At 34.4% G+C, this 14,817-nt stretch carries 13 protein-coding genes; 3 read left to right on the top strand and 10 right to left on the bottom strand.

Going from position 1 to position 14,817, the window contains the following annotated elements:
- Position 1 precedes the first annotated feature (1 nt).
- The 10 genes from C8P67_RS02165 to C8P67_RS02120 form a co-directional block, all read right to left on the bottom strand.
- Positions 2–2,404, bottom strand: a complete 2,403-nt coding sequence (locus tag C8P67_RS02165; protein ID WP_115809892.1) for a TonB-dependent receptor — start codon at positions 2,402–2,404, stop codon at positions 2–4.
- A 170-nt stretch (positions 2,405–2,574) separates the two neighbouring features.
- Positions 2,575–3,621 (bottom strand): alpha/beta hydrolase, encoded by a 1,047-nt coding sequence (locus C8P67_RS02160; protein ID WP_115809890.1) that lies wholly within the window; start codon positions 3,619–3,621, stop codon positions 2,575–2,577.
- 95 nt (positions 3,622–3,716) lie between these two features.
- Entirely contained in the window at positions 3,717–4,991 is a 1,275-nt protein-coding gene (locus C8P67_RS02155; RefSeq protein ID WP_115809888.1) for an MFS transporter, read from the bottom strand.
- Positions 4,992–5,001: 10 nt separating this feature from the next.
- A complete protein-coding gene (locus tag C8P67_RS02150) occupies positions 5,002–5,229 on the bottom strand; it encodes a hypothetical protein (RefSeq protein WP_115809886.1) in 228 nt (75 codons plus the stop codon).
- Between the two features lie 14 nt (positions 5,230–5,243).
- Entirely contained in the window at positions 5,244–5,834 is a 591-nt protein-coding gene (locus tag C8P67_RS02145) for a TetR/AcrR family transcriptional regulator (RefSeq protein WP_115809884.1), read from the bottom strand.
- 165 nt (positions 5,835–5,999) lie between these two features.
- Positions 6,000–8,237: an NADP-dependent isocitrate dehydrogenase gene (locus C8P67_RS02140; RefSeq protein ID WP_115809882.1), complete on the bottom strand. Its 2,238-nt coding sequence runs from the start codon at positions 8,235–8,237 to the stop codon at positions 6,000–6,002.
- Between the two features lie 288 nt (positions 8,238–8,525).
- Positions 8,526–8,876, bottom strand: a complete 351-nt coding sequence (rplS, locus tag C8P67_RS02135; RefSeq protein WP_115809880.1) for a 50S ribosomal protein L19 — start codon at positions 8,874–8,876, stop codon at positions 8,526–8,528.
- Between the two features lie 206 nt (positions 8,877–9,082).
- A complete protein-coding gene (locus C8P67_RS02130; protein ID WP_115809878.1) occupies positions 9,083–9,454 on the bottom strand; it encodes a hypothetical protein in 372 nt (123 codons plus the stop codon).
- A 69-nt stretch (positions 9,455–9,523) separates the two neighbouring features.
- A complete protein-coding gene (gene trmD, locus C8P67_RS02125) occupies positions 9,524–10,201 on the bottom strand; it encodes a tRNA (guanosine(37)-N1)-methyltransferase TrmD (protein ID WP_115809876.1) in 678 nt (225 codons plus the stop codon).
- Between the two features lie 188 nt (positions 10,202–10,389).
- Complete coding sequence (locus tag C8P67_RS02120; RefSeq protein WP_115809874.1) at positions 10,390–11,037, bottom strand: DNA/RNA non-specific endonuclease; 648 nt, start codon at positions 11,035–11,037, stop codon at positions 10,390–10,392.
- 483 nt (positions 11,038–11,520) lie between these two features.
- Between C8P67_RS02120 and C8P67_RS02115 the strand changes: the two genes are divergently transcribed.
- The 3 genes from C8P67_RS02115 to C8P67_RS02105 all read left to right on the top strand — a co-directional run bounded on the left by C8P67_RS02115 (position 11,521) and on the right by C8P67_RS02105 (position 14,766).
- Positions 11,521–13,587 (top strand): M3 family metallopeptidase, encoded by a 2,067-nt coding sequence (locus C8P67_RS02115; RefSeq protein ID WP_394338635.1) that lies wholly within the window; start codon positions 11,521–11,523, stop codon positions 13,585–13,587.
- 311 nt (positions 13,588–13,898) lie between these two features.
- Entirely contained in the window at positions 13,899–14,306 is a 408-nt protein-coding gene (locus C8P67_RS02110) for a hypothetical protein (RefSeq protein ID WP_115809870.1), read from the top strand.
- Positions 14,307–14,430: 124 nt separating this feature from the next.
- Positions 14,431–14,766 (top strand): tRNA-binding protein, encoded by a 336-nt coding sequence (locus C8P67_RS02105; protein ID WP_115809868.1) that lies wholly within the window; start codon positions 14,431–14,433, stop codon positions 14,764–14,766.
- Positions 14,767–14,817: the final 51 nt, after the last annotated feature.

Genomic DNA, 14,817 nt, shown 5'->3' with positions numbered 1-14,817 from the left:
ATTAAAATTTAAAATTATAAGAGACAGATGGAATTGCTCCAAAAATAGAAAGTTTCATGGCTTCGTTTGTACCTGTTTCTGCATTTTCTCTAAAACTCATGGAGGCAGCATTTCGGCGGTTGTATATGTTGTAAATACTAAAAACCCATTCGCCCTGCCATCCTTTTTTCTTGAATGGTTTTGGAATATATGTGGCAGATACATCTAAATGATGGTATAAGGGAAGACTGCTTCCATTTCGTTCACCATAGCTTGGTACGGTAATTCCCTGATAAACATATTGCCCATTAGGGTAGGTCACGGGCTGGCCTGACTGAAAGGTGAAATTCGCCCCGAAATTCCACTTTTCGCTTAATGAGTAGTTTCCAGTAAAGGCCAGATTATGTAGTTTATCATAGGCAGAGCGATACCATTCTCCGTTATTGATTCCAATCTCGTCTGGGGTTCTTCCTGGTGTTCGCTGCTGTGATTTTGATAAGGTATAAGCAATCCAGCCGTTAAATTTCCCTGTGTTCTTTCTCAGTAATACTTCCAAACCATAGGAACGCATTTCGCCATTTAGGATTACCTGCTCAATTGCTTCGTTGGCAACTAAATCAGCGCCGTCAATGTAATCCATTCGGTTTTTTATTTTTTTGTAGAAAGTTTCCACTTCTAATGTATATGTGTTTTGTTTGAAATTATTAAAATATCCGAAAGCAACCTGATCTGCAATTTGTGGCTTAAGATAATTGTCGCTTGGAGTCCAGACATCCAGCGGAGTTGGTGAGGCAGTATTGGAAACTAATTGCAGGTATTGTACCATGCGGTTGTAACTGGCTTTCACAGATTGATTTTTGTTTAATTCGTAAGCTACGGATACACGAGGCTCAAAATTGTCATAATTGGCAATGCTTTTGTTTTTTTTGTAAAAGGTTGTTCCAATAGGTTTTGCTTTTTCGTATATTTTTAATTCCGAATCGTATGCTACTGGCTGGCCATTTTCATATTGATTTATAGTTGAGCTTCCTAGTCTGTTAAAAATACTGTAACGGACACCATAGTTAACAGCTAATTTATCGGTAATAACTTGTTCTGCTTCTAAATAGATACCATTTTCTAAAGCATATTTCTTTTCTAATTGTTTAAAATTGACGTTCGAATTGCTGCCGCTAGGATCGATTGTACCCGGATTGAAGTCATAGTAGATGGAGTTAAATCCGTAATTCAATTTTATATTATTTGATAAATAATGCTTGAAATCGTATTTTAAATTGTAGTTTTTGATGCCTGAATTCCAGTCAAACCCAAGAAAATCAAGCGTTAATCCGTAATAGTAGTCGCTGTAAATGAAAGATAAATTGGAGAATAATTTATCATTAAAAAGGTGATTCCATCTCAAGTTCAGCGTTGCATTTCCGTAAGTATTGGCAAAGGTTTCATTTAAAGAAAATACGTCCCGGCCAAAATATCCCGAAAGGAATAAGTTATTATTAGCGTTGAGTTTGTAATTCAGCTTTGTATTTAAATCATAAAAGTAAGCCGTATTATCATTGTCAGCTAATTGTAGAAATAAATGCGCATAGGAAGCGCGTCCGCCAATTAAGAATGAGCCTTTATCTTTTACAATAGGACCTTCAGCAAGAATTCGGCTGGTGATTAATCCAACTCCTCCATTCATGTGGAAATCTTTGCTGTTTCCATCTTTTTGATAAATATCCAGAACAGATGAAGCCCGTCCTCCATATCTGGAAGGAATTCCGCCTTTATATAGTTTTAAATCTTTAATTGCATCGGGGTTAAATACGGAGAAAAAACCAAAGACGTGTGATGAGTTAAAAATCATTGCTTCGTCCAAAAGAATCAGGTTTTGATCTGCACCGCCTCCGCGAACATTAAATCCTGATTGTCCTTCGCCAGCATTAGTAACTCCTGGCAGGAATAAAATAGATTTAATAACGTCAACTTCTCCCATTACGACCGGCATTTTTTTGATGGCTGAAATAGACAGTTTGTTAACGCTCATTTCGGGTTTCCGAATGTTGGCAGTATTTTTTTCTGTACTAATTACCACTTCTTGCAGTTCTTGACCAGATCCGTTGAGAGAATAATTTTTTTTAGTGTTTTTTGTTAAAGAAATTTTTTCGGAAATACTTTCAAAACCAACATAACTGATTTCAATCTCATAATCGCCTTTAGGTAAAGTGAGAGAGTAAAAACCATATTCGTTGGTAGTAGCTCCTAATTTTAATTCAGGAAAATAAACATTTACACCAATCAAGGTTTCATTACTATTTGCATCTGAAATAGTACCGCTGATGGTGAATTTTTGTTTTTGGGGTTCGCTATTGTTTTCTTGTTGTGAAAAAACGGGTAAAGAAATAAACAGAAGCAGAAGGATGTTAACAGCTTTTTTTATGATCATTTTTTGAGTTTTGATTTGCAAATATCTGTAGAATGCAATTAAATTCGTACTTAAGGAGTGTTAATCTATCGTTAAGAAGAACTTTAAATATTCGTTAATTTACAAAACCATCCTCCCAAAAGCATGTTTTGGAAGATTGGTTCCAGATAAATGTATTAGGAATTTGCTTGTTATTTACAATTTCCAATGCGGGGATTGTTAACAGAGCTGCATTGGAATTGATATTTACTTTGCGGATACGCTGCTACAGGATTGTCTGTAACTTCTAATGGTGATAGTGCTTGTCCGTTGTAACTTGGCATTGTAACTTGTTCAGCAGAACCGTTTCCTAAAGCAACATTTTTGGCTGAAGAGTTACCATTAAAACTATAATCAATAAGCGCATCTAGTAATCGGTAAATACCGTAATAATCGTAAGTATCGTAAGCAGATTGTGTGTTTGGTAAAGTATGTTCGGCTGTATAGGTGTAAGTTGGCAGAACACTTTTTTTAATTAAAATAAAATCTTTTTCCGAATTCGGAATAGTAATATTTTTGTAGATATCAATAGCTAATCGATGGTCATTGGTTACATCATCATCATAAACTTGAGTGATTAGTTTTGTGTTGGCTGGAAAATTTTTTAAATCTTCATCTGTAATTTGGTGAGCGTACCATTGTGCCATGGTAAAAATAAAACGCCCGTTTTCTCCCCAGCCTTCATCAATAAATCCTCTGTGAGCCAACGCAAATGAAGCTCCGCCTCCAAATGAATGCCCCATAAAACCTACTTTCGAAGTGTCAATTATATTTGGGTAATTAGTAACAGCTTTCTTGAAACTTTCCCATAAAGTATTATAACGTTCATCTATTGTAGCACCTGTTGTTGGGTAAGGAGCGAAAACAACAGCATATCCTTTTTTTGCAATGAATTCATATAGCCCAATGTTATAACTGCTTTCTTCTCCGCCATACGGATGAGAATAAAAGATTGTTGGTCTTGCTGTACTTATTTCTTTTGGGTAAAAAACAGTAACATTTTTTCCACTATACAGCGGACTGGGAAATGAGACCTTTGCAACGGTATATTGTCCGTCGGCACCGTATCCGCTCAGCGGTCGGGAAATAGGCCCCTCCAAATCATCATCTATATATGGCGGTGCTGTAGATTCAGAATCGTTATTGGAACATGAAGTGGCAAGAAATACGAGAAAGATGATGTGTAAAAATAATTTCATAAGATGTGTTTTTTGTGGTTAGTTAATCATTTGATACGCTCAATGTTAAAAGGTTTAATTTGTATCTAAAATTTACTTTTGATTATCTTATGAGATTACATTTCGTGAACTGCTGTGGCTGAATCTTCAGTTTTTTCTTTAGCTTTCTTTTTTCCAAGTTTATCCACTCGATACATTAGCAGTGTTGATATTATTGAAATGCAGATAATTATTATTCCCAGCGTATCGTAATGTTCTATGGGACTAAATTTGTCTTTTTGCACAACAATGGTGCCGGCAAAAGCTGCCGCTATACCGCCCGCTATTTGCTGTAGTGAGGAATTAATACTCATAAATGCACCTCTGTCCTGCATTTCTGGAATTGCTGTTACTAATGCTGTTGATGGCACCATGCGCCCCATAATTCCCATCATCATAAGTACATTGAAAACGGCTACAAGTACAAATGGCGTTACGCCAAGATTTGTATAAATAGCAACCATTACAATTGTCCATAAAGAGCCAAATACGAATATTTTGTATTTATCTATTCTGTCGCTTAATTTTCCAATAAGCGGCATAATTAATAATATGGCAATACCAGAAATCATAAATACCATAGGTAGTTCATTTTCAGTAATATGTAAATTATTTATAGCGAAAGCACTCCCAAAAGGCATCATCATAAAGCCTCCTATAGAAAGTAAAGCAGTGGCTGTAAATCCTATTCGGTAGTCTTTTTTTGCTATGGTATGTATTAAATGCTTAAATGCAGATTTGTCTGATTGTACCTCAAGATGCTTTGTAATAGGTTTTAGTTTGACAGCTATAATCAAAGCGATGATTCCTGCCATAGCAGCAACCCAAATAAATGGAGCATGCCATCCCCAAGCATTTGCAAGGTATAATCCGATTGGTATTCCCAAAATCTGGCTTGCGCCAAATGCCATCTGGATAAATCCCATAACACGTCCGCGTTGCTGTAGTGTAAATAAATCCGCAACAATAGCCATGGATATTGATCCAATAACACCGCCGAAAAGTCCTGTGATTATTCGTGCTGCTACTAATAAATGATAGTTAGTTACTATTCCGCATAAAATCGTTCCTAAAATAAATCCAATGTAAAAGAATAGCAGTAATTTTTTTCGATCAAATTTATCAGCAAATCCGGCTGTTAAAAGACCTGAAATACCTGCGCTGAAAGCATATGCTGAAACTACTAAGCCAAAACTTGCAGGTTTCAAGCTTAGTGTTTTCATTAAGATGTCGCCCAGAGGAGACATTACCATGAAATCTAGAATTACGGTAAATTGAGTAATAGCTAGTAAAAAAACAGCTAATTTTTGATAGGAGGTAAACGGAACTTCCTGAGTATTTTTTTGTTTCATTTTTGTTTTTTTAATCTAATGCAGCACAGTCAAAATCGTGCTGTTTAATTAGGTGGATTATATGTTCTTCGGACAAAGTGTTGGTTACAATGCGCAAAACACAATCAATATCCTCTTGATCCACATTCCATTGTTTTATTTCAGAATGTTTATTCAAGGTGTTAGTTATTTTTTGCTTATCATTTTCGGTTTTTATATTGGTTGCAAAAACCAATATGTTTTCTAAATGGTTTTTCATGATTCATTAATTTTTTAAGGAGTTAGTGCTTTTATTACTAGTTCAAACGCTTCATCAGTAGCTTCCTTTGTTAGTTTGAAAGGAGTTCCTGCCATGTTTTTTCCTTCATTATGAAAACGTAACAAAGTGTATAAAGGACCGTAAGCAATACTCCAAAAAACCTCTTTGGGCATGCAGACTAGTTCTTTTTTCTCAATAGCATTATTTAAAAAAGTACTCATCACTGTTTTGAAATCAATAATGCTTTTTTCTAAAATGCTTTCACGATAGCTCGAATGGCTCAAAAGTTCCCAGCAGGCCACGCTCAAAGGATTTTCTATAGTGAAGCGTGCTCTGTTTTCCCATTGTTTACGTAATCCTTCTTTAAATGGCATTGTAGGCGAGAAATGCTGGATCATTTCGTTGAAGAAAGTCTGGCCAATCTCAATACCAATTTTCTTAATCAAATCTTCTTTATCTGCATAATAGATATATAAAGTTGCTACAGATACTCCGGATTCTTTCGCTAATCGGTTCATGCCAAAGCCTTCAATGCCTAATTTTACTAGCATTTCGATGGCTTTTTGTTTAACAATCTCTTCTTTGTTAGTGTCTCTGGTCCGCATGTTTTTTTGTTTTGAATGAAGCAAAAGTATTAATTATAAATGAATGTTCGCTTATTTATAAAAAATAATTATCTTAAATTTGATTTCAGCAGAAGAATAAATTATAGGCCAAAAAAAAGACAGCCCTTTCGGACTGTCTTTTTTAAATATATAAACTAGAATAAATTAAGCAGTTTTCAATGCTGTAATTTTATCTAAAATAGTATTGAAAGTTGTGCTTGGACGCATGGCACTGCTTACTAATTCAGGATTTGGCTGATAATAACCACCTATATTCTGCGGTTTTCCTTGTGCTCCAATTAATTCACTGTTGATTTTTGCTTCATTTGCTTCAAATTCAGCAGCAATAGGAGTGAAGATCGCTTTTAATTCAGCATCTTTTGTTTGAGCAGCCAAAGCTTGTGCCCAATAGAAAGCTAAATAAAAGTGAGAACCTCTATTATCAATTTGTCCAACTTTACGAGCTGGAGATTTATCAGTAGCTAAGAATTTATCATTTGCCTCATCTAAAGTTTCTGATAAAACAATTGCTTTTGAATTGTTTAATGTCTGTCCTAAATGCTCTAATGACGCTCCTAAAGCTAAGAATTCACCAAGTGAATCCCAACGTAAATATCCTTCTTCGATAAATTGCTCAACGTGTTTTGGAGCAGATCCGCCTGCACCAGTTTCGAACAAACCGCCACCGTTCATTAACGGAACGATTGATAACATTTTTGCAGAAGTTCCAACTTCAAGAATCGGGAATAAATCAGTTAAGTAGTCACGTAATACGTTTCCTGTTACCGAAATAGTATCTAAACCTTTGATGATTCTTTCTAAAGTAAATTCAGTTGCAGCAACTGGATTAAGAATACGGATATCTAATGCTGATGTATCGTAATCTTTTAAATATTTCTGAACTTTTACGATTAATTCTCTATCGTGAGCTCTGTTTTCGTCTAACCAAAAAACCGCTGGAGTATTAGATAAACGCGCTCTGTTTACAGCAAGTTTTACCCAGTCCTGAATTGGAGCATCTTTAGCCTGACACATTCTGAAAATGTCATTAGCTTCAACTGCTTGTTCCATTAATACGTTTCCGTTTTGGTCAACAACACGAACAATACCCTCGGCTTTCATTTGGAAAGTTTTATCATGAGATCCGTATTCTTCTGCTTTTTGAGCCATTAAACCTACGTTTGGAACACTTCCCATTGTAGTTGGATCAAAAGCGCCATGTTTTTTACAAAAATCGATAGTAGCTGTATAAACGCCAGCATAACATCTGTCTGGAATAACAGCAAAAGTATCTTGTTGTTTCCCGTCTTTATCCCACATTTGTCCAGATGTACGAATCATTGCCGGCATAGAAGCATCAACAATTACGTCAGAAGGAACGTGTAGGTTGGTAATTCCTTTTTCAGAATTTACCATAGCCAATGCTGGACCATTTGCAATAGCGTTATCGATAGCAGCTTCTACTTCTGCTTGTTCTGGTTTTCCAGCTATTTTAGCATATACATCACCTAAACCATTTTTGGTATCAATACCAAGATCAGTAAATAATGCTGCATATTTTTCGAAAACAGCTGCAAAATATACTTCTACAATAGCGCCAAAAATGATTGGGTCAGAAACCTTCATCATTGTTGCTTTCAAGTGTACAGAAAGTAAAACGCCTTCTTTTTTAGCATCAGCAATAGTTTCAGCAACAAATGATTTTAAAGCTGCGATATTCAATACTGAACTGTCAATGATTTCACCAGCTTTCAAAGGAGTGCTTGCTTTTAATACAGTTACTGTACCGTCTTTTGCAACAAACTCGATTTTAGCATCATTTGCTTCTGCAAGGGTAACTGATTTTTCACTTCCGTAAAAGTCACCTTTTGACATAGAAGCTACTTTTGTTTTAGAAGCTGAAGACCAAGCTCCCATAGAATGAGGATTTGCTTTTGCAAAATTCTTTACAGCTCTTGGAGCTCTGCGGTCAGAGTTTCCTTCACGTAAAACTGGGTTTACGGCAGAACCTAAAACTTTAGAATATTTTGCCTTAATTTCTTTTTCAGAATCGTTTTGCGGGTCTTCTGGGAAATTTGGCACTGCATAACCATGTGACTGTAATTCAGCGATAGCAGCTTTTAATTGTGGTACCGATGCAGAAACGTTTGGTAATTTTATAATATTAGCTTCAGGTAAAGTAGCTAATTTTCCAAGTTCAGATAAAGCATCAACTGTTTTTTGATCTTCTTTTAAAAATTCAGGAAAGTTGGATAAGATTCTGCCCGCAAGAGAAATATCTCTTGTTTCTATTTCGATATTAGAAGTAGCTGTAAATGCCTGAACGATTGGTAGAAAAGAGTAGGTTGCCAATAAAGGAGCCTCGTCTGTTAATGTGTAAAAAATTTTAGCTTTTGATGTCATTTTTTTTATTTTTTTGATCTAAATCATAAGTTTATAACTAGCCTTATTAGCAAGTATAACGATTGAGATAAGGCGGGCAAAGATATGAAATGATGTTGGAATAGTGTTTTAAAATTTATATAAAAAAATAATATAAAATGCCTATTCTGTGATATTCTTAATTTGATATTTTTACCCCCTTTTGATTTTCAAATTATGATTTTTCACCCCTAAAAATTATCAAAAAAAAGCCCCAAATTCGATTTGTATCGAACTGGGACTTTTTTATTAGTAAAGAAGTGTAGTGAACTATCTTCTTTTATCTCTAATTTTAGCTTTTTTACCAGTAAGCTGTCTGAAGTAGAAAATTCTAGCTCTACGTACAGCACCTTTCTTGTTGATTTCAATTTTTTGCAAAGCTGGTAAGTTAACTGGGAAGATACGCTCAACTCCAATTGCTCCTGACATTTTACGGATTGTAAAAGTTTCAGTGTTTCCAGATCCTCTTCTTTGAATAACAACACCTTTAAAAAACTGTGTTCTTGTTTTTTCACCCTCTTTAATTTCGTAGAAAACTGTGATTGTGTCTCCAGCTCCAAATACAGGGAAATCTTTTCTTGTTACGAATTCGTCTTGTACGAATTTCAATAAATCTGCCATTTTATTTTATTTTATGGTTTAAAAAGAGCAACATTCACGGTTTTCGCCAGAGGTTGGTCTAATGAGGGTGCAAATGTAAAAAATAATTATGAATTGTGAAATATGAAATATGAATTATTTTAAAGCAATAGTTTATTTAATTATAGTAATAAAAAAGAGCTTCTATTTCTATAAACTCTTTGTGTAATTAATTGTTTAAAAATGATTTACGGAGTCATTTTTGCGTCTTTGATTTTTTGAATAGTCTGCGCAGTTTTCTCGCCCGTCTGTGATTTAATATCACTGTATTTATTTATACCCAATGAAGTGGTCAAAGTTTTATCTCGTTTATCAAATATCTTATTGATTTCTTTATCGCGTGCTTCTTTTGATAAGTTCTTTTGTTCCAGATTGAACAATTCCAATACTAATGTGCTGTTAGCATTTTCGTATTGTGTTTTTTCATCTGAACTTAATGCAACGCCATAAGTTTTATTAAGTTCATTCAATAAGGATGTTTTATTTATTCCTTGGGCAAAAGAAATTGACGAGCTTAGAAACGCTGCGATTAAAAATACTTTGATGATTATCTTTTTCATAATTTTATACTTTAGAGTTATTTAAAATGAACGTTTTTATTCATTTTAAAGTATAAAAAAATATAAAAATTAATCGTTTAGTAAGTCAGGTCTTCTATTTTTAGTGTGTTCGTAGGCAGTATCTTCTCTCCATTTGTCAATTTTTGCAAAATGACCGCTCAACAGTACATCTGGAACTTTCCAGCCTTTGTAATCTGCTGGCCGGGTGTAAATTGGACCTGATAGCAAACCGTCTTGAAAGCTGTCTGTCAGCGCAGATGTTTCGTCACTTAATACTCCAGGAATTAATCGGATTAAAGCATCAGATAGAACAAGTGCTCCTAGTTCTCCTCCGGAAAGGACATAATCACCTATCGAAATTTCTTTGGTTATAAAATGATCGCGCACGCGCTGATCTACTCCTTTATAATGTCCGCATAAAATGATAATGTTTTCATACATCGACATAGTATTGGCCATTTTTTGGTTCAGCGTTTCACCGTCAGGAGACATATAAATGATTTCGTCGTAGGTTCTTTCACTTTTCAAATGAGTGATACAGGCATCTATCGGCTGAACTGTCATAACCATACCGGCACCGCCTCCAAAAGGATAATCGTCTACACTTTTTTGTTTATTGGTTGTGTAATCTCTTAAATTATGAAAATGAACTTCTACCAAACCTTTATCTATGGCACGTTTCATAATTGAAGCTTCAAAAGGACTTCGTAACAATTCAGGTAATACGGTTATAATATCAATTCTCATTTTGACTTTTTAGGAACGGCAAAGGTACAAATAAAAGGAGTTTAACCACAAGAGGAATTTAAGCGCAAGGTTCGCAAAGTATTACGCAAAGAAAACAAAGGTTTGCACCATAGCGTATCTGCGAGAAATTTAAAATAAAGCTTAGCGAACCTTGCGTAATACTTTGCGAATTTAGCGGTTAAAAAAGCTTAACTAAAACTCCATTCTTTATAGCTTAATTCTTTTTTAATTTTTTCTTCAATTTTTTCTGTTAGTTTTTGGTTGAAATCAATTCCTGTGATCTGCTCGATCTGTTCGATGGTAGTAGCGAATTTATAAAGTGAAGCATCTGATTTTGCATTGGGAATTAAAAATGGTATCATAACTAACGAGTCGTTTTGAACCCGAACTATTATTTTAAAAAAATAGTCAGGTACTGAAACTTTTTCCACTCCAATAGTCAGTAAGTTGTTATGCAAAATGCTTCCCGTTACTATAAAGAGAGCTGAATATTTATCAGCCCAATATCTCACTTTTTGCTCCAGCCGATTCCAAATCCCGGCATTAAATTCTCTATTTTGTGGCGAGACATTCGAAGTATAAAAAGTTTCGGCATATGCATCACTAGAAAATTTCATGTCAAAAGCAGGAACCAAATGTCCTTTGTCATAACCGGTGTCTTTGTAGTTTTTCCAATGTGCCGATTCGGTATCTATCAAAGGATCCTGTTTAAAATAAGGGCGTTCATAGTGATGCTGCTGTTTGGATTGTGCTTTCAGATAATAAGCAGTCCACTCCGCTTGTTCGTGTTCTTCGGAATATGATAAGAAATAATGTTTGTGTCTAATAATACTCATAAACGAGTTTTTAATGGGGGTTATACTAAACGCCAATTGTCTCAAATGGTGGTCAATATGTTTCGATATTAATTTGCTCCATTTCAACAAATATAAAATTTTTTTGCATGTCTTGCTGTAAATTAAGCAGGGCAGAAGCAGGATTTTTTTTGCTGCAGATCTGCCTGCTTTTTATAAAATCCATTTTACGAGATTAACTGCTTTCACTGTAATTAATGCATATCAATTTCTTAATTATTACAAAATCAAGTTATCTAAAAAGTAAATCTGCGAATTGGAAGTTATTTTTTAAACTGATGCATTTGCCTTTGTAATTAAGGAATGTAGGAAAAGAACAAAAGCATTTAGTATTAACTGTGATTTTACTATATAAAATGATTTTTTTTGTTAATTTTATAACTTACTAATTTAAAAATATTTAACATGCGAATTTTTTGTAAAACATTTGTTTTCAATTTATTGGCGTTTATTTTTTTGCTGCAGATGCAAAATATAAATGCTCAGAACAATACCGAAAAAATGAAAAATCCATTATTGCAAAAAAGTACTTTACAATATCAGGCTCCTGATTTTAGTGCTATTAAAGACGAACATTTTAAACCTGCATTTGATTATGGTTTGAAAATTAATGTTCAGGAGGTTGAAGCTATTGCTAATAATCCTGCTAAACCAACCTTTCAAAACACAGTTTTGGCGTTAGAAACTTCAGGAGAAGTTTTGAGCAGAGCCACAGGTATATTTTATAACCTGGCAGGTTCTAATACCAATCCCGTTTTACAAGCGATTGAGGCCGAATATGCCCCTATTTTCTCTGGTCACTCTGATAAAATTTACCTGAACAGTAAATTATACAAACGTATCAAAGCACTTGATTTGAGTAAATTGAAAGGAGAAGACAAAAGATTGACAGAGTATTATCTGCAGCAATTTGAATTGGCCGGAGCTAATTTATCTGATGCTGATAAGGAAAAGATGAAGAAAATCAATGAAGAGTTAGCGACTTTAAGCACGCTTTTTGGAAACAAATTATTATTGGCTAGAAAAAACGGAGCTGTTTTATTCGATAATGCTTCTGATTTAGATGGATTAAGCGATGCTGAAATTGAAGCAGCTAAACAAAAAGCAAAAGAAGCAGGCTATGAGAATAAATATTTAATTGGATTATTGAATACAACGCAGCAGCCTTTATTAGTTAGTTTAAAAAACCGTGCTTCAAGAGAAAAAATATTCAAATCATCTTGGTATCGTGCCGAAAAAAGTGATGAAGGCGATACACGTGAGACACTGGAAAAATTAGCAAGACTGCGTTTGCAAAAAGCGAACCTGATGGGCAAGAAAAGTTTTGCCGAGTGGAAGTTACAAGATCAAATGGCAAAAACACCGCAGCCAGCAATGGATTTACTAGCGAAAATTGCTGCTCCGGCTGTTACCAAAGCCAAAGCTGAAGCCAAAGAAATTCAAGATTTAATAGATGCTCAAAATGGCGGTTTCAAATTGGAAGCTTGGGACTGGAATTTCTATGCAGAGCAGGTTCGTAAAGCCAAATACGATTTGAATGAAAGCCAGATTAAGCCTTATTTTGAAATAACCAGCGTGCTGGAAAACGGAGTGTTTTTTGCAGCTAAACAAATGTACGGCATCACTTTTAAGGAGCATAAAGATTTACCAGTTTACAATCCAGATGTAAAAGTATATGAAGTTTTTGATGAAAAAGGTACCTCTATCGCTATTTACTATTTGGATTTCTATACCCGTGACAATAAAAATGGAGGCGCTTGGATGAATAATGTGGTTAACCAATCACATTATTTAAAGCAAAAACCAGTAATTGTTAACGTTTATAATTTCTCTAAACCAGTAGACGGAAACCCATCTTTAATTAGTTTTGATGATGTAACTACTATGTTCCATGAATTTGGACATACATTGCATGGATTGTTCGCTAACCAGGAATATGTTTCGTTGTCCGGGACTTCTGTACCAAGGGATTTTGTAGAATTTCCGTCTCAAATTAATGAGCATGCAGCGTTAGATCCGGCAGTTTTAAAAAACTACGCGATTCATTACCAAACCAAACAGCCTATTCCACAAGAGTTAATTGATAAAATTAAAAAATCCGAAACTTTCAACAAAGGTTATGATGTTACTGAAATTTTGGCAGCATCAACTCTTGATATGGCTTGGCACAGTGTCGAAAAAGAATCTGATTTTAAACCAGCTTTGATTTTCGAGAAAGAAGCTTTAGAAAAATACGGATTATTAGTTAACGAAGTTCCTACCCGTTATCACACTCCTTATTTTGCACACATTTGGGGAGGCGGGTATTCAGCAGGCTATTATGCATACACTTGGTCCAAAACGTTAGATTATAATGTTTTCGACTGGATGCAGGCCAATGGCGGAATGACTAGAGAAAACTGCGAGCGATTCAAAAAATATATACTGTCCGTAGGGAATAGTGTCGATTTAAATAAAGCGTTCCAAGAGTTAATTGGTCATGATATGCAGATTGAACCTTATTTAAAAAACGCAGGACTCTTAGTAAAGTAATTTTATCTACCACAATACATAAAAATGACATCCGAAAGATGTCATTTTTTTTTTTGGACAGGTTTCTGTCATCCGTTACAATTCCCGATAAAGTCAATCTATGGTTAAAAAAACCTCGATTTCTAGTCGGGAGGTTTTCGCAGCTATCAGAGTGTTATTGAAATTTTGCCATTCGAAAAGTGTATTGCTAGTAACGGGATATTGGTTACACTTAGCGATGTTTAGGATATTTTAAATATATTTGAGAAAAGAAAAGCCTGAGGTTCATCCGGTGTATCGATAGATTATTACTCATTTTCAAAACTACTGCAATGAAAAATCTACTTATTATTTTGATATGTTTTTTACTCATTAGTGCAAATAAATCAGAAGAAAATCTTGAGTTGAGAATCTATAATAATAGTAAATTCAAAATAGAAAAACTTAAATTGAACTATAATGGTCAAGAGACAGAATTCAAAAATATTAAGCCAAAAAGTTATAGTGAAATAAAGAAAATTAAAGGCTTGTGGAAAGACAATTGTTATGATTTAACAGTATTCAGGAAGAAACTCTTTGCAGAAAATTTTTGGAATCATCAAATTTGTTTCCCAATTGATCATATTGGAAATAATAAGATTGAAAGTGGAAAATATATATTAAGATTAAAAATAAAACAGAATGAAAAAGATAAGCTTGAAATTGAATCGGAATATATTATGGACAAAAAAGATGAATGACAAAAGCTAAGTCAGATTTTGGTAATTGACTTAAGGGAAAGCTTCTTTTGTATTTGAAAAATAAATATATAACCGAAAAATCAGGATCTTGTTTTAAGATTTTAAAATGTTTTAAAAATAAATTATGAATTTAGAATGGTCAGAATTTGAAAGGGTAGAAATGCTGGTAGGGACAATAATTGAAGTCAATGATTTTCCCGAAGCCCGAAAGCCTGCTTTTCAGCTCACAATCGATTTTGGAGACATCATCGGAATCCGTAAAACATCGGCACAAATTACCAAAAGATATTCCAAAGAAGTTTTAACTGGAAGACAGATTGTCGCCGTAGTCAATTTTCCCAAGAAGCAAATCGGAAAATTTATGAGTGAATGTTTAGTACTTGGTGCAGTGGGCGAGGAGGGAGATGTGATTTTATTAGCCCCCGATTTCAAAATAGAAAACGGATTGAGAATTGGGTAGTAAATTTATATTCTCTAAAAGAAAAAGAAAGACAAAGTCACAAAATAATTA

The sequence above is a fragment of the Flavobacterium aquicola genome, from assembly GCF_003385115.1.
Lineage (GTDB): Bacteria > Bacteroidota > Bacteroidia > Flavobacteriales > Flavobacteriaceae > Flavobacterium > Flavobacterium aquicola.
Note: the sequence above shows the minus strand (reverse complement) of the source record. Positions and strands in the feature narration are given on the sequence as shown.